This is a genomic window from Streptomyces sp. NPDC050738 (genome assembly GCF_040654175.1).
Classification (GTDB): Bacteria; Actinomycetota; Actinomycetes; order Streptomycetales; family Streptomycetaceae; genus Streptomyces.
Genome location: NZ_JBFAHN010000027.1, coordinates 28619 through 43836 on the forward strand (window position 1 = coordinate 28619; position 15218 = coordinate 43836).

Sequence of the window (15218 nt, forward strand, 5' to 3'; positions counted from 1 at the left end):
CTTGAACTCCTCAGTCTCGGGGTGCGAGCAGGGCGAGCAGTCCGCGGACTCCCGCGTCGAAGGCGGCGGTCGAGCCCGAGGCGCGGGCGAGCACATAGCCGCCCTGGACGGTGGCGACGATCGTCGAGGCGATCTCCTCGGGCACCAGCGCGCCCGGGAACTCCCCGTCCCGCACGCCCTGTTGGACGATTCCGGCCAGCCGGCCGCGCAGCCAGTCGATCGTCTCGTCGACCGGGGCGCGCAGCGCGTCGTCGGCGATGACGTCCGGGTCCATCGTGAGCCGCCCGACCGGGCAGCCGCGCAGCACGTCGCGCTCGCGCCGCAGATACGACGCGATCTTCTCGTACGCCGACCCCTCGATCCCCAGCGTGGCATCGGCCGTGGCGCGCAACTCCTGCGCCGTACGCCGGATCGCGGCCAGCGCCAGATCCTGCTTGCCGGCGAAGTGGTGGTACATGCTGCCCTGGCCCACGCCCGCCTGCTGCAGGATCGCCTTGGGGCTGGTGCCCACGTACCCGCGCTCCCACAGGAGCTCGCGGGTGGCCTCGATCAGACGCTCCGGAGTGCTCATGAGCTCACTGTACATACTAGTAGGTACAGAATCCAGAGGATCCAGGAAGCAGCCGGGCACCGCCCGCGTACTCCCGTGGTGGTACGCCGACAGCCGCTGGCCGTACGACGACCCGGACCCCCTCCCGGCGGGAGGCTCGAAAGCAGCAGGAGACCATCCCCACCGAGGAGCTGAACCGAAATGAACACCCTTGCGTACGCAGGCGGACCCGGCCCGTGGATCCTCTTCTTCCCGCTCATCTGGGCAGCCGTCGTCATCACCGTCGTCACCGTGCTGCGCCGCACCGTCTGGCGCGGCCGCCGCGGCCCCTGGCAGGTGCGGGCCGCCCACGGCGAGCACTCGCCCATCGCGCTCCTCGGCCGGCGCTTCGCCGCAGGGGAGATCGACGAGGACGAGTACTGGCGCCGGCTCTCCGTCCTGGACGAGCAGTTCGGTCAGGTGGGCCAGTTCGGGCGCGGTGGCAAGGGCGGTGCGGCATGAGCACCGCCACCCGTACCGAAACCGCCGCGCGTGTCACCGACGCCGTGAAGGTCTACGGCAGGGGCGACACCGAAGTGAGGGCCCTGGACGGGGTGAGCGTCGACTTCCCGGCCGGCCGCTTCACCGCGATCATGGGGCCCTCGGGCTCCGGCAAGTCCACGCTGATGCACTGCGCCGCCGGACTCGACACCCTCACCTCCGGATCCGCCTTCATCGGCGGTACGGAACTGAGCACCCTGGACGACCGCCGCCTCACCCTGCTCCGCCGCGAGCGCATCGGCTTCGTCTTCCAGGCCTTCAACCTGATCCCCACGCTGACGGTCGCCGAGAACATCACCCTCCCGCAGGACCTCGCCGGAGCCCGCGGCGACCAGGAGTGGATCGACGCACTCGTGGACGTCGTCGGGCTGGGCGACAGGCTGCACCACCGGCCGAGCGAACTCTCCGGCGGCCAGCAGCAGCGCGTCGCCGTGGCACGGGCCTTCGCGGGTCGCCCCGACGTCGTCTTCGCCGACGAACCCACCGGCAATCTCGACTCCCGCTCGGGGGAGGAGGTGCTGCGGCTGCTGGGCCGGGCAGTGCGCCAGATGGACCGCACCGTCGTGATGGTCACCCACGACCCGGTGGCAGCGGCCCACGCCGACGAGGTCGTGTTCCTCGCCGACGGCCGGCTCGTCGACCGGATGCAGAATCCCACCGCGGATCGTGTACTCGACCGCCTGAAAGCCTTCGACAGCAGGGGTGTTCAGACATGAGCAAGCTCCCCGCAACCCTCCGTCTCAGCCTCTCCTCCCTTCGAGCCCACAAGCGGCGCTTCGCCGGAACCTTCACCGCGGTGCTGCTCGGTGTCGCCTTCCTCGCGGGCACGCTCGTCATGGGCGACACCCTGCGCGCCAGCTTCGACACGCTGTTCACCAACGCCAACGGCGGGACCGACGCGGTCGTACGCAGCTCCAACGTCGTCACCGTCTCCGGTGAGGGCCAGGGCACCCGCCAGCCGGTGAACACCTCGCTCGCCGATGCGATCAGGCGCACTCCGGGCGTCGCCGCCGCAGCGCCCGACATCCAGGGCGCGGGCCAACTCGTCGGCTCCAACGGCAAACCCGTCGGCGGCCAGGGCCCGCCCACCCTCGCGGGCAACTGGATCGCCGACGCGGAGCTCAATCCGTACCAGCTCGCCGAAGGCCGCGCCCCGAGCGCCCCCGGTGAGGTCGTCGTCAACCGCGGCGCCGCCGACAAGGGCGGCCTGAAGCTCGGCGACACCACCGTGCTGCGCACTCCCGACCCGGTGACCGTCCGCATCGTCGGCCTGGCCACCTTCGGCGGCGAGGACGGCATGGGCCAGACCACCTACACCGGAATGACCCTGGCGGACGCCTCGAAATACCTCACCCCCAAGCCGGGCGAAGCGTCCTCCATCCAGGTCAGGGCGGGCCCCGGCACCACACAGCAGCAGCTCGTGGACGCCCTGAAGCCCGTACTGCCCAAGGGAGTCGAGGCGATCACCGGACAGGAGTCCGCCGAGGAGAGCCAGGAAGCGGTCTCCGGCCAGTTCCTGTCCCTCTTCACCACCCTCCTCCTGGTCTTCTCCGGCATCGTGCTGCTCGTCGCGACCTTCTCCATCCACAACACCTTCGCGATCGTCGTGGCCCAACGCACCCGTGAGAACGCCCTGTTGCGCGCCCTGGGGGCCTCCCGCCGCCAGGTGCTCTCCTCGACGCTCGCCGAAGCCACGGTCGTCGCCGTCACGGCATCCACCGCGGGACTCCTCGGCGGCATCGGCATCGCCGCCGGGCTGCAGGCACTCTTCCCCGTCGTCGGATTCCCCTTCCCCAAGGGCGACTTGGTGATCAGCGGCCTCTCGCTGGCGCTGCCCCTCGTCGTCGGCATCGTCGTCTGCCTGGGCTCCGCGCTGCTGCCCGCCGTCCGCGCCGGACGCACCGCACCCCTGGCCGCCCTGCGCGAGACGGCCGTCGACCACTCCGGGGCGTCCCGCACCCGTGCGGTCACCGGTACGGCTCTCGGCGTCGCCGGCATCGCGGCCGTCCTCACCGGCGCCCTCATCGCCCCGTCCATCTGGCTCTCCGCGGCCGGCGCGATCCTGGCCATGGCGGCCTTCGTCGTACTGGGCCCCGTCGCCTCCTCCTTCGCCGTACGGACCCTCGGCAGCCCCCTCGACCGGCTGCGCGGCGTCACCGGCGGCCTCGCCAAACGCAATGCGCTGCGCAGCCCCAAGCGCACGGCGGCGACCGCCACCGCGCTGATGATCGGGGTCGCCGTCGTCTCGCTCTTCACGGTCTTTGCCGCCTCCCTGAAGGCGACCATGGACCAGACGGTGGACCGCTCCTTCGCCGGTGATCTGGCCGTCAGCGCCCCGTCGTTCGGTGCGGGCGGCAGCGGACTGAGCCCGGCACTGGGCCCCGCGCTCGCCAGGCTTCCCGAGGTCGACACGGCAGTCGGCCTGGGCAAGGGCGTCGCGGAAGTGGACGGCGCGGGACGCAATCTGACCGTCACCGACCCCGCCTCCCTCGCCAGGGTCCTGGATCTGGGTACCGTCACCGGAACACTGGACGGCCTGGGCACCGACGGCATCGCCGTCTCCGAGAAGGAGGCCGACAAGCGCGGCTGGAAGCCCGGGAGCACCGTCGAGCTGGCGTTCGCCGACGGCAAGAAGCAGACGTTCACCGTCCGCGCCGAGTACAGCCGCTGGGAGCTGCCCGGCGACTACCTGATCACCCGCCAGGCCTGGGCCCCGCACCGCGCACAGGACTCCGACACCCTGGTCGCCGTCTCGCTCAAGGACGGGGTCACGGCAGCCGACGGCAAGTCCGCCGTGGCGAAGACCGCGGCGGCCTACGGCAATCCGTCCGTACAGACCCGCAGCGAGTACGCGCAGTCCTCGGCCGGCATGATCGACATGATGCTGACCCTGGTGTACGCCCTGCTGGCACTTGCCGTCCTGATCGCGCTGCTCGGCATCGCCAACACCCTCACCCTCGCCATCCACGAGCGCACCCGCGAACTCGGCCTGCTCCGCGCCGTCGGACAGACCAGGAGCCAGTTGCGCGCCATGGTCCGCTGGGAGTCGGTGCTGGTGGCGGCCTTCAGCACGGCAGGCGGGGTGGGCCTGGGAGCGTTCCTCGGCTGGGTGCTCGTCAAGGCCTCGGAAGGGGCGGGGGACACCGCCTTCGCCTTCTCGCTGCCGCCGGTGCGCATCGCCGTGATCGTGCTCGTAGGACTCACGGCGGGAGCGCTCGCCGGGTGGCGCCCGGCCCGCAGGGCGGCGCGCCTGGACGTGCTGCGCGCCATCGCCACCGATTAGGGATCCCGCTCCACCGCGTACGCGGCCCGGTCAGCCCACGACGGCGGACCGGGCCAGTGGCGCGGGGCAGGGCGGCAGGGCGACCGCGGGCGTCGGCGCGGGCAGAGTGAACCACACGACCTTCCCCGTCGGGCCTTCCGGCCGTACTCCCCAGCTCTCGCTGACCGCCGCGATCATCGCGAGACCGCGCCCGCAGGTGGCGAGCGGATCCGCGTCGCGGACCGTGGGCAGATGAGGGTCATGGTCATGCACCGACACCGTGAGCCGGTCGAGCAGCAGCTCGATCTCGACGATGCACATCTTGTCCGGCTGGGCATGACGATGGACGTTGGTGAGCAATTCGGTGACGCCCAGCGCTGCCTGGTCGATCAGAGGATCGAGATGCCAGTAGCGCAACTGCGCCGATACGATTCTGCGGACTTGCCCGATCCGCGACGGCAGAGCCTGCAACTCCACCGTGCAATGCCTGCTTGGCTGGCTGATCACGACTGCGACTCCCCGAATGAGGTCCGGAAGTGCTGTGAGGACCGGCGGAGTGGACTGGATCTCAGGGTGACCGCCGGTGAACGCTCAGTGATGTGACCAGGGTGGCCCAGCGGGCACGGCCGCGCAACTCGCGCCTCATCACTCTCATGCGCCCCGTGCGCCACGCACCGCGTCCAAAAAGCGGCTGACCACGCCTGTTGCGTCCGGCCTGCGGTCCGGCTGCCCCATGGTGAGCCGGTAGCGCGTGCCGTTGACGGTCGCCACCGTACGGTCACCTCCGGCGAACCAGGGGCGCCCTGCGCTGACCGTCCCCAGCGGGGCGCTGTCGATCTCCCGCCCGTTGCTGGTCAGCAGCGCCAGCCTGCCGTCCTTGATCAGGACCTTCCCCGCCCGGGTCAGTGAGCGGGGCCACCGCTCTATCCGTACGCCCGTAGCAGTGAATTCGGGGTCTGCCATGGCCGTTCCGCCCCCTTCGTGTCGACTCCTGCGTTGCAGTCTGCCGGGGCAGGAGCCCGCGCACCAGTGTGCACGGTGAACGGATCGCGCCGGACTCGCGGCGTTCGGCACCCCTGGCCCACAAGCAACTGCTATGGCGTATCAAAGTGAACGTTTGTGCAGGTGAGGGGCGTATGTTGGCCAGAGGTGAGGGAAGTTGCGACGACGAGGAGTGGCGCGGATGAACACCATTGATGTGGACCGCAGCGATCCGGAGTACCGGGCCTGGCTGAAGGAGGCCGTCCGCAAGGTCCAGGCCGATTCCAACCGCTCCGCCGACACCCATCTGCTGCGCTTCCCGCTCCCCGAGCACTGGGGCATCGACCTCTATCTGAAGGACGAGTCGACCCACCCGACCGGCAGCCTCAAGCACCGCCTCGCCCGCTCGCTCTTCCTCTACGGCCTGTGCAATGGCTGGATCCGCCCCGGCAAGCCCGTCATCGAGGCCTCCAGCGGCTCGACCGCGGTCTCCGAGGCGTACTTCGCCAAGCTGATCGGCGTGCCCTTCATCGCGGTGATGCCCCGCACCACCAGCCAGGAGAAGTGCCGGCTGATCCAGTTCCACGGCGGCGAGTGTCATTACGTCGACGACTCCCGGAAGATGTACGAGGAGGCCGCGGCCCTCGCCGCCGATTCCGGCGGCCACTACATGGACCAGTTCACCTACGCGGAGCGTGCCACCGACTGGCGGGGCAACAACAACATCGCCGAATCCATCTATCAGCAGCTGAAGTTGGAGCGCTACCCCGAGCCCGCCTGGATCGTGGCGACGGCCGGAACCGGCGGTACCTCGGCGACCATCGCGCGCTACGTCCACTACATGCAGCACGACACCCGCATCTGCGTCCCCGACCCGGAGAACTCCTGCTTCTTCGAAGGCTGGACGAACAACGACCCGCTCGCCACCAGCGACTGCGGCTCGCGGATCGAGGGCATCGGCCGGCCCCGGATGGAGCCGAGCTTCGTCCCCGGCGCGATCGACCGGATGATGAAGGTGCCCGACGCGGCGAGCGTCGCCGCCGTACGCGCCCTGGAACAGGCCATCGGCCGCAAGGCGGGCGGCTCCACCGGCACCGGTCTGTGGAGCGCGCTGAAGATTGTCGCCGAGATGGTGGCCGAGGGCCGGACCGGGAGTGTCGTCACGCTGATCTGCGACCCGGGCGACCGCTATCTCGACAAGTACTACTCGGACAGCTGGCTCGCCGAGCAGGGTCTGGACATCGCGCCGTACACGGCGGCCATCGACTCCCTCCTGGCCACCGGCCGCTGGGCCGACTGACGCCCGACCGCCGCCTGCTACGCGGGAGTTGCGGCGAGCCGCCGGTCCAGTGCGCGGACCGCGTCGCGGAACGACCGGCCCAGGCCCGCCCTGACCAGTTTGAGGCTCACACGGACCGGTGCGGAGGCGTCGGCGGCGAAGGTCCACTGGACGCGGGTGCCGTTCGCCGTCGGCGTCAGCAGCCAGATCTCCAACAGGGCGCGCATTCCAGGGGCGTTGGTGGTGTCGACCCGGTATGCGTACCGGGTCGAAGGCTCCTTGGCCAGGATCGTCTCCTGGAAGCGGACGCCGCCCGCCAGCCTGATCTCACGGCCCGCTCCGCCTGCCAGGGGGCGGGCCTGTTTCACCGCGGCGAACCATTGGGGCATGGTCTCGACTTCCTCCGCGAGGGCCCGGTACAGCTCCTCCGCCGAGGCGGACACCTCCGTCGCGAAAACCAGGCGCACCGGTGCGGTGTCCACGAAGTCGAGTTCCACGGGGCGGAGTTGACGCGCCATGACTGGTGCACCTCCAACAGGGTCTGCGGGCCGGGCCCGGACACCATAACTGACGCACTGTCAGTTGTCTGCGGTTCCTTCGCCTTCGCCGGCGACCATCAGTCCCGGCAGGTGCTCCTCGATCTCCTCGCGCACCTCGCCGGAGAGCCCCGCATCGGTGACAAAGATGTCGACCTCTTCCAATGTGGCAAACGAACTCAGCCCCACCTTGCCCCACTTGGTGTGGTCGGCGACCACCACCACCCGGCGTGCGGACTGCACGAACCGCCGGTTGGTCTCCGCCTCCGCCAGGTTCGGCGTGGACAAGCCGGCCTCGGCCGAGATGCCGTGCACGCCGAGGAAGAGCACATCGAAGTGGAGCGAGCGGATCGCCTGGTCGGCCACCGGACCCACCAGCGTCTCCGAGGGCGTACGGACCCCGCCGGTGAGCACCACGGTCGCGGCCCCGGGCCGCTGTCCGTTCCCACCCGAGGGGCGCTGCGCCGACTGGAACACATCGGCGACGCGCACCGAGTTGGTCACCACCGTCAGATCCGGCACGTCGAGGAGCTGATGGGCCAGGGCGTACGTCGTCGTGCCGCCGGCCAGCGCGATCGCACTGCCGGGCACCGCCATCGCCGCGGCCGCCCGCGCGATGTCCTCCTTGGCGCTCAGCTCCAGCGACGACTTCGCCTCGAACCCCGGCTCGTGCGTGGAGGCCTCGACCACGGGCACGGCACCGCCGTGCACCTTCTCGATGACACCCTGGCGGGCGAGCGCGTCCAGGTCCCTGCGGACCGTCATGTCGGAGACCTTGAGCTTGCGGGTCAGCTCGTTGACCCGTACTCCGCCGCGCCGCCGGACCTCGTCCAGGATGAGGGCGCGACGCTGTTCCGCGAGCAGATTCTGGTTCTCGCTCACCGCAGAGTCGGTCCTTCCGCATTGTCGTGACGTGCACAGGGGTCCCTCATCCTGCCACGCGGCGTCTCCGGCCGCCCCACTGGTTGCCGCGCCGATGTGTGATCCGGGATTCTGGTCGTACGCACCCGAGGAGAGCGAGCCGCACACGTGCCCACACCATCGCTGGAGCTGCTCGTCCACGGAGTCGGCGGAGCCACACCCCAGGAGATGCTCGGTGATCCGCGCACCGTCCGCGTCACGGGGGACGAAACCGCAGCCGTGTACCGGCGTATCTCGGACACCGGAGCGGAGCACGGCGGCCCCGTCCAGGAGGCGTACGTCTGGTCCAACCTGACCTCGGGCAACGGCGCCCGTGCACTCTGGCTGCTCCTGCTCCCCTTCATGGTCGTCAATCTCGCGCACTGGATGCGGCCCCCCACCGAGGGCCTGGCCAGGACGGTTCGCGTGTACGGAGTCCTGGTGCGGCTCCTCGCGCTCAGCCTCACCGTGCTCCTGGTCGCCGCCGCCTGCGAGGTCGCGCTCGATCTGACGGCCTGGCAGTGCGCGGGCTCCGCCGCCTGTGTCCGCTCCAAGTCATGGCTCGGATTCCTCTCGGCGGCACAGGGCGGCTGGTGGGCCCAGCCGGGCCGCAGGCTCGCCCTGGCCGCCATGGTGCCCGCGGCGCTCACCGCATTCCTCTGGTACCTCTCCAACCGCACCTGGAGTGCGTACGAGTCCCAGCAGCCGCTCACCGGCGCGGACGACGAGGAGGACCCCGAACCGACCGCGAGGCCCGCCCTGTCCACCCCCGGATTCTGGTACGGCCGCCGGCTGGTCGCCCGGCTGCGCGCCGCGCACACGGCCGCCGGATTCCTGACCGTGGCCGCGGCCCTGGCCACCGCCACGGTCGGCTTCGACCGCCGCTCATCCACCCTGCTCCTGGAGGCGATCGGCTGGCTCCTGGAGGCAACTCTCCTGGTGGCGGCGGGAGTTGTGGTCTGGGTGATCTGTCGCAGAGGGCGCACCGAGAGCCGCCTCGACGAGGAGCTCGACCGGGCCGTCGTCACCCTGCTGCCGGGATCGGCCCTCGTCCTGCTCGTCCTCTCCGCGGTGTACGCATCCTGGTCCCGCCCCCGCTGGACCTCCCACGGCTCGCTCCCCGGCGACAGCACCTTCGGCGTCATCACCCTCGCCCAGGGCACCCTCGTGGTGGTCCTCGCCGTCGTGGCAGCCGTCCTCCACCGCCGGGCGCCCCATGCCCGCACCGCGCTCAGGGGATTCGGCGGACCGGCCGTCGCGATGCTGGCCTGCGCACTGGGCGGCGTGATGAGCGGCGGCATCGCCCAGCGCGTCGCCGACTGGCTCGACGGCCGTGGCACCCCCGGCATGGGTTCGGCCATCGACGGACCGCCGGTACTGCTCAGCTGGCAGGCCTCGGTGATCCCGGTGCTCCTTCTCGTCCTGCTGGTCCCGGCCGTCTTCCTCGCCGTACGCACCGTGCACCGCTCCCGGGTGGCCGGACGCCATGTCATGGACGACTACCCCGGCGAGAAACCCGACACCGTCCGTACACGCACGATCGCGAGCGCCCGCACCAGGGCCGCCCTCACCGACGCCGCACCGCCCCTGCTCGGCATCATGGCGTCCGCCACCCTGCTGCTGGGCGCCGGCGCCCTCGCCGGGGCCTGGCTCAGCGACAAGGTGCCCGGCAGGGCGGCCCAGGGCTCGCCCGATGTCGTGGAGTCCACCGCCGAGACGGCGCAGGCGCTGGGGTCATGGCTGGTGGGTCTCGGCTTCGTGCTCTTCGTGACCTGGGGGAGGCGCGCGTACCGGGATGCCTCGGCGCGGCGGACCATCGGGATCCTCTGGGACGTCGGCACGTTCTGGCCTCGCGCCGCCCATCCGTTCGCACCGCCGTGCTACGCCGAGCGGGCCGTACCCGACCTGACCTGGCGGATGTTCACCTGGACCGACCGCACCGGCGGACGGCTCGTCATCTCCGGGCACTCCCAGGGCAGCGTGCTCTCGGCGGCCGCGGTCTGGCAGCTGCCCGCCCGCACCCGGCGCAGGGTCGCGCTGCTCACCTACGGCTGCCCGCTGGAGCGGCTCTACGGCCGGTGGTTCCCCGCGTACTTCGGACCCGCCTGCCTGCACAACCTCCAGGAGGAGCTGCACTGCTGGCGCAATCTGTGGCGTTCCACCGACCCGATCGGCGGTCCGGTGAGGGTCGAGGGCGGCGTGGACAAGGGGCCGCTGCTCGACCCCGTCGCGTACGGGCGCACCCGTGAACACCCGCTGCCCGCACCGATCCTGGCCCACTCGGACTACCAGGCGGACCCGGTCTTCGCACGGGAGCGCACCGCGCTGCTCGACGAGCTCGAAGAGGTGGCCTCGCTGCCGAAGCAGGGCGTCAGGGAAGTTCGGGCAGGTCCTCGGGATGCAGCAGACTGAGGTCGTCGGTGGAGACCTCGGCCTGCTGCGCGACCCGCCCCGCATGCCGCTCGACCATCGACTCGAAGGTCTGGCGGGCCGTGCGGCCGTTGCCGAAGGCGGGACCCTTGGGAAGCACGGTGAAGTACTTCAGCAGCGCCTCGCCCGTGCCCTCCGCCAGCTGGTACTCGTGCTCGTCGGACTGCTGCTCCACGATGCGCAGCAGTTCGTCGGGCGCGTAGTCGCTGAAGGTGATGGTCCGTGAGAAACGGGAGGCCACACCGGGGTTGATGTTCAGGAAGCGCTTCATCTCGGCTGTGTACCCCGCCACGATGACGACCACCGCCTCCCGGTGGTCCTCCATCAGCTTCACCAGGGTGTCGATGGCCTCCTTGCCGAAATCCCGGCCGGAGTCCTCGGGTGAGAGGGCGTACGCCTCGTCGATGAAGAGGACCCCGCCGCGGGCCCGGTCGAAGGCCTCCTGGGTGCGGATCGCTGTCGAGCCGATGTGCTCGCCGACCAGGTCGACGCGGGACACCTCGACGAGATGCCCGCGCTCCAGCACGCCGAGCGAGGCCAGGATCTCTCCGTACAACCGGGCGACCGTGGTCTTTCCGGTGCCCGGGGAGCCGGTGAAGACGAGATGGCGGCGGGCCGATGCGGCTTTGAGCCCCGCCTCCTGGCGGCGCCGGCCGATCTCGATCATGTCGGTGAGGGCGCGCACCTCGCGCTTGACGCTCTCCAGGCCGACCAGCGTGTCCAGTTCGCCGAGGACGGCCTTGGCGGGCCGCTGCGGGTCGGCGGCCGGCGCGGAGGCAGGTGCGGCCGGTTCGGCCGAGCGCTGGCCCGGGATCGAGCCGAGCAGCCCGGTGGTCTGCGTCGCCGTCACCACGGTGGGTGTCTCCTGGGGCTCGGAGCGCACTCCGCTCTCGTCGCTGGTGCAGTCCTCGACGAGGGGGCCGTCCTCGGCGAATTCGTAACCGCCGCGCGCACAGCGCTCCGTACGGCACCGGGTCAGCGTCGTACGGCAGCCGTCCATGACGTGGAAGCCGTACCCGCTGCTGCCCGTCACCCGGCAGTTGTGGAAGGTGCCACGGCCCTCGGCGGACACATAGAAACCGGCCTCGGCGGGGGAGGTGACCGTGCACCGCTCGATCCGCGGGTCGGCACCCTTGGTGACGATCACGCCGGTCTGCGCGGCGTCGATCGTGCAGCCGCTGAGTGTGCCGCCACTGCCGTGGTCGCGGAACCAGGCGCCCGTGGCGGCCTCCCGGATACGGCAGTCGTCGAGCTGCGCGCTGGCGCCGTCGCTCACGGAGACCGCCGTGTTGCGGATCTGGGAGAGATCGCTGTCGACGACGTCGGCGCGCGAGCCGCGGTCCAGGACGAAGATGGCGTCCGGTACGTCGTGGACGCGGCAGGAATCGAGGACGACGGTCGCGCCGTCGCTGACCCAGACCGCCGGGTAGTCGCCCGTACTGTCGTGGATCTCGCACTGGTTGGCATCCACCCGCGTGCCCGGGTCCCACACCGACAGGCCGTTGCGGCCGAAGCGGCGGACGGCGGAGCGGGTGAGGGTGAGCACCGAACGGGAGCGCAGATCGACCGCGTTCTCCGGGATGTCGTGGATGTCGCAGTCGGACAGCGTCAGGACCGCGTCGGTGTCGAGCGTGACACCGTCCGTCGAGGTGCGGTGCACGGTGCAGTCGGTGAGATGGGCGGTGGCGCGTGCGGCGATCTGCACACCGGTGCCGCTGATCTCGTACACCTCGCAGCCCAGCGCCTCCAGGGCCGTCCCCTCGCCGGTCACGCTCAGGCCCGCGCCCGACGCGTGGTGGATCCGGCAGCGCTCCAGACGCGGGTGGGCGCCGCCGCGCACCGAGACGCCGGACTGGCCGGCCGCGACCACCTCGCACTCCTCGAACACCCCGCCGGCGCCGTCCAGTACGCCGATGCCGACCCCCGCCGGATTGTCGACGGTGCAGCGCCGCACGGTCGGCCTGGCCGCCCCGCGGACCTCGATGCCGGACGCGGAACGCGTCACGACCCGCAGATCGTTGAGCTCGGGGGCGCCGTCCTCGATCAGGAGCGCGGGGGCCGCCGAGTCCTGGCCCTCCAGGTGCAGATCACTGATGACGGCGGAGGCGCGCAGGGTCAGTGCGACACCGTCGACCGGCGCGATACGCACCGATCCGACCATGCCCTCGGGGCCGCGCAGGGTCACCGCGCGCTGCACCACGAGGTTCTCTCTGTACGTACCGGGAGCGATGGTGAGGACGTCGCCGTCACCGGCGGCCTCCAGAGCTGCGGCGAGGGAGGCGTATTCACCTGTGCGGCGCCGCCACCGCGATGTGCCGGTGTAGGTCACCTGGACCGTGCCCTGAGCCATGGTGCTGCTCTGCCCCCACCTCGTGCGTGACGCGTCCGTCTCTCTGCTCCACCGTAGCGCGCGCGGGGCGGGGGAGTTGACCGGTCAGCTGCCTGTGCCGGTTCGTCCCCAGTCGGGACCGGCCTTGGCCCAGGCCCGGTCGAGCCGGGCGTACCGGCGGCGCACCAGCCGCCATACGACGAAGTGTCTGCCGCCGGCGAAGAGGCCTGCGGCCGCCACGGCCGCTCCGACGCCCGCGAGGACGGCATGCGACCGGGCCGTCGTGGTGTCCAGGGGGCGGTTGACCACACTGCCGTGGCCGTCCGTCCATATCGGGAGCGTGTCCCCGGGCTTGTCGTGCCGCTTGCCGGCGATCAGCGCGCCGGTGTGCAGACTGCCGTCCGCTGCTTTCCAGTTGGCCAGCACCTTGCTGCGCGCGGCCGACCCGTCCGGGGAGCCGTCAGGGTTGGCGGACAGGGCAGGGCCCGGCAGAGTCCGTACGACCAGGGCGATCGTGGCATGGCGCTGCTGCTGCTGACGGTGCACGGCCCGCTCCAGCGCCCGGTCGCTGAGCACTCCGCAGCACCAGCCCAGGAGCGGGGCGCCGAGCACGATGAGCAGCATCGCCGCCAACGCCACCCAGGCCTCGACGAGATCGGTACTGCGGCGCAGGGGATTGCGCCGCCAGCGCCACACGCCAGAAGCAACTCGCAAGGTCCCGCACCCCCTTCCGCGTCCGTCCTCTCCGCACCGAGAGCGGCATGAGCGCGGGTGGAACGAAGAGAGCAATGTCACCTTGGTCAACGCGCCTGCCTCCCCGGTGAGTTCCCGCGGGGGGTGGTCCTATTCCAGGATCCGCACCGGATCACCCACGCGGATGGTGCCGGTGGTCTCGGGGACGAGGTTCTGCCCGAACAAGAGATCGCTGCCGACCCGGCGATGGCGGGCGAGGGTGCGCAGCGGCTCCTTGCCGCGCTCCGCCGTTTCCTGGTCGGTGGTCGTCACCACGCAGCGGTCGCAGGGCTTGGGCACCCGGAAGGCGACCTCCCCGATCGCGATGCGGTACCAGTCGTCCTCCGCCCAGGGCGGCGTTCCCGACACCACGACATTGGGGCGGAAACGATTCATCGGCAGCGGCCCCTCGTCGGGATGATCTCCCTGCGCCACGAGGGAGTTGAGGGCGTCCAGCGAGGAGCGGGTGGTGAGAAGCAGCGGATAGCCGTCGGCGAGACTGACCGTCTCCCCGGGCAGTGCGAAGGCCGGGTCCACCGGACGGCGGTGCGCCGGTTCGTCGAGATGTACGAGGCGCACCTCGGCCCCGAGATACGCGCTGAACCAGGCGTGGGCCGCGTCGTCGGCCGGCACGACCTCGACCTTGTCGCGGAAGAGCGCGACGGTGATCGTCTCCACCAGATCGGGCACGGCGACGGTCAGCGGCTCGCGCCCCGGGGCGGACAGCCGGACACCGCCGTCGGCGCCGGGCCGCGCTCCGGCCAACGCCAGGCGTGTGTGCTGGCGTTGGGTGACCACCTTCCCCGCGGTGTCGACCAGCATCCACCTGCGGTCCCCGGCCAGCCCCCAGGGCTCGACGACCGCCGAGCCCTGCGCATGACCTCCGAGCGACTTGACCGGATGGACGTGGAGCGCGGCCAGAACAGGGTGAACGGGATTCGACATGCGTCCATCCTGCCAGCCGGTCCGGACCTCCCTCCGACCGGTCAGTACCCCCGGCCTCCCTGGTAGGGGCGGTTGTACGGGTCCTCATAGGGCGCGGGCGCCGGACGCTGCGCCGCTGGACGCATCGCCTCGTAACCACTGTTGGCCGCGGGACGCTGCATCTGCGCCTGCGGGCCGGGGTAGCCGCGCGGGCCGGCGGCCTGCTGCGGGATGTACGGAGCGGGGGCGTACCCCTGCGCGGGCACCGGCTGGGCCGTCGGCTGCTGGTAGCCGTACGACTGATAGTTCTGGGCGGACGGTCCGGCCGGCAGGGCGGGCAGGGCGGACGGAAGGGCCGGCAGATAGCTGTTGCCGGTGTCGTACGCGGAAGGCACTCGGATCGGGGCGATCTGAGGCGTACCCCGCTCTGCGACGAGGGAGTCGTAGATCGGAGTGTCCGGGAAAGACGGCGCGGAGTAGTAACCGCCGCCGTAGGTGGCGCGGGGGGAGGTCATGGCACATAAGTAAAGCCGACGATGTGCCGGATGGGGAGCCCGATAAGAGGGTTGTTTTGCGCGTTGTGCGTGACAGGGGATCCCCAATCCGAGCGAACGTGTGAAAAACGGTCGTCGTCCGGCGTTCGGATCGTGTAAAGGCCAGCTCGTGAGGGGTTACCGGCAGGTCCGTTCGTGATCTTCCGGTGCCGTCCATGGGCCTCCCGGGTCGTCCGGGATTAGGTTGGGCGCAGCGAAGAA

13 protein-coding genes and 1 pseudogene are annotated in these 15218 nt (G+C 70.9%); 5 read left to right on the forward strand and 9 right to left on the reverse strand.

Annotated elements, in window-relative coordinates:
• Positions 1-10: 10 nt before the first annotated feature.
• On the reverse strand, positions 11-586 hold the full coding sequence (locus AB0H78_RS37570; RefSeq protein WP_363239321.1) for a TetR/AcrR family transcriptional regulator: 576 nt from the start codon (positions 584-586) through the stop codon (positions 11-13).
• A 165-nt stretch (positions 587-751) separates the two neighbouring features.
• Here AB0H78_RS37570 and AB0H78_RS37575 point away from each other — a divergent pair, with 165 nt between their 5' ends.
• The 3 genes from AB0H78_RS37575 to AB0H78_RS37585 are packed head-to-tail and all read left to right on the forward strand — an operon-like array spanning position 752 to position 4373.
• Positions 752-1051 carry an SHOCT domain-containing protein gene (locus tag AB0H78_RS37575; protein ID WP_363239322.1) on the forward strand — a complete coding sequence of 100 codons (300 nt, stop codon included), beginning with the start codon at positions 752-754 and terminating at the stop codon, positions 1049-1051.
• On the forward strand, positions 1048-1806 hold the full coding sequence (locus AB0H78_RS37580; protein ID WP_363239323.1) for an ABC transporter ATP-binding protein: 759 nt from the start codon (positions 1048-1050) through the stop codon (positions 1804-1806). The genes AB0H78_RS37575 and AB0H78_RS37580 overlap by 4 nt, the downstream gene beginning before the upstream one ends.
• Positions 1803-4373 (forward strand): FtsX-like permease family protein, encoded by a 2571-nt coding sequence (locus AB0H78_RS37585; RefSeq protein ID WP_363239324.1) that lies wholly within the window; start codon positions 1803-1805, stop codon positions 4371-4373. Before AB0H78_RS37580 ends, AB0H78_RS37585 begins: the two co-directional genes overlap by 4 nt.
• 30 nt (positions 4374-4403) lie before the next feature.
• Here the strand turns inward: AB0H78_RS37585 and AB0H78_RS37590 are convergent, their stop codons facing one another.
• Together AB0H78_RS37590 and AB0H78_RS37595 are read right to left on the reverse strand one after the other, a co-directional pair.
• Complete coding sequence (locus AB0H78_RS37590) at positions 4404-4859, reverse strand: ATP-binding protein (protein ID WP_363239325.1); 456 nt, start codon at positions 4857-4859, stop codon at positions 4404-4406.
• A gap of 144 nt (positions 4860-5003) precedes the next feature.
• On the reverse strand, positions 5004-5315 hold the full coding sequence (locus AB0H78_RS37595; protein WP_363239326.1) for a hypothetical protein: 312 nt from the start codon (positions 5313-5315) through the stop codon (positions 5004-5006).
• 220 nt (positions 5316-5535) lie between these two features.
• Here AB0H78_RS37595 and AB0H78_RS37600 point away from each other — a divergent pair, with 220 nt between their 5' ends.
• Positions 5536-6633: a PLP-dependent cysteine synthase family protein gene (locus AB0H78_RS37600; protein ID WP_363239327.1), complete on the forward strand. Its 1098-nt coding sequence runs from the start codon at positions 5536-5538 to the stop codon at positions 6631-6633.
• Between the two features lie 17 nt (positions 6634-6650).
• Here the strand turns inward: AB0H78_RS37600 and AB0H78_RS37605 are convergent, their stop codons facing one another.
• Positions 6651-7130, reverse strand: a complete 480-nt coding sequence (locus AB0H78_RS37605; protein ID WP_363239328.1) for an SRPBCC family protein — start codon at positions 7128-7130, stop codon at positions 6651-6653.
• A 60-nt stretch (positions 7131-7190) separates the two neighbouring features.
• Positions 7191-8030: a DeoR/GlpR family DNA-binding transcription regulator gene (locus tag AB0H78_RS37610; RefSeq protein ID WP_363239329.1), complete on the reverse strand. Its 840-nt coding sequence runs from the start codon at positions 8028-8030 to the stop codon at positions 7191-7193.
• A 111-nt stretch (positions 8031-8141) separates the two neighbouring features.
• Here AB0H78_RS37610 and AB0H78_RS37615 point away from each other — a divergent pair.
• A pseudogene (locus tag AB0H78_RS37615) lies at positions 8142-10447 on the forward strand (hypothetical protein); the annotation flags it as partial.
• On the opposite strand, the gene AB0H78_RS37620 reads toward AB0H78_RS37615, so the two are convergent.
• The 4 genes from AB0H78_RS37620 to AB0H78_RS37635 form a co-directional block, all read right to left on the reverse strand.
• A complete protein-coding gene (locus AB0H78_RS37620; protein ID WP_363239330.1) occupies positions 10420-12828 on the reverse strand; it encodes a right-handed parallel beta-helix repeat-containing protein in 2409 nt (802 codons plus the stop codon). The pseudogene AB0H78_RS37615 and the gene AB0H78_RS37620 sit on opposite strands and share 28 nt — an antisense overlap.
• An 84-nt stretch (positions 12829-12912) precedes the next feature.
• Positions 12913-13521 carry a hypothetical protein gene (locus tag AB0H78_RS37625; protein WP_363239331.1) on the reverse strand — a complete coding sequence of 203 codons (609 nt, stop codon included), beginning with the start codon at positions 13519-13521 and terminating at the stop codon, positions 12913-12915.
• Positions 13522-13650: 129 nt separating this feature from the next.
• Complete coding sequence (locus tag AB0H78_RS37630) at positions 13651-14484, reverse strand: MOSC N-terminal beta barrel domain-containing protein (RefSeq protein WP_363239332.1); 834 nt, start codon at positions 14482-14484, stop codon at positions 13651-13653.
• Positions 14485-14525: 41 nt separating this feature from the next.
• A complete protein-coding gene (locus tag AB0H78_RS37635; protein WP_363239333.1) occupies positions 14526-14978 on the reverse strand; it encodes a DUF6643 family protein in 453 nt (150 codons plus the stop codon).
• Positions 14979-15218: the final 240 nt, after the last annotated feature.

Excerpts from the sequence above, each read along its gene's own strand:
- AB0H78_RS37600 (WP_363239327.1), top strand. The coding sequence starts at position 5,536 with ATGAACACCATTGATGTGGACCGCAGCGATCCGGAGTACCGGGCCTGG.
- AB0H78_RS37570 (WP_363239321.1), bottom strand. The coding sequence starts at position 586 with ATGTACAGTGAGCTCATGAGCACTCCGGAGCGTCTGATCGAGGCCACC.
- AB0H78_RS37595 (WP_363239326.1), bottom strand. The coding sequence starts at position 5,315 with ATGGCAGACCCCGAATTCACTGCTACGGGCGTACGGATAGAGCGGTGG.
- AB0H78_RS37575 (WP_363239322.1), top strand. The coding sequence starts at position 752 with ATGAACACCCTTGCGTACGCAGGCGGACCCGGCCCGTGGATCCTCTTC.
- AB0H78_RS37635 (WP_363239333.1), bottom strand. The coding sequence starts at position 14,978 with ATGACCTCCCCCCGCGCCACCTACGGCGGCGGTTACTACTCCGCGCCG.
- AB0H78_RS37630 (WP_363239332.1), bottom strand. The coding sequence starts at position 14,484 with ATGTCGAATCCCGTTCACCCTGTTCTGGCCGCGCTCCACGTCCATCCG.
- AB0H78_RS37605 (WP_363239328.1), bottom strand. The coding sequence starts at position 7,130 with ATGGCGCGTCAACTCCGCCCCGTGGAACTCGACTTCGTGGACACCGCA.
- AB0H78_RS37620 (WP_363239330.1), bottom strand. The coding sequence starts at position 12,828 with ATGGCTCAGGGCACGGTCCAGGTGACCTACACCGGCACATCGCGGTGG.
- AB0H78_RS37585 (WP_363239324.1), top strand. The coding sequence starts at position 1,803 with ATGAGCAAGCTCCCCGCAACCCTCCGTCTCAGCCTCTCCTCCCTTCGA.
- AB0H78_RS37580 (WP_363239323.1), top strand. The coding sequence starts at position 1,048 with ATGAGCACCGCCACCCGTACCGAAACCGCCGCGCGTGTCACCGACGCC.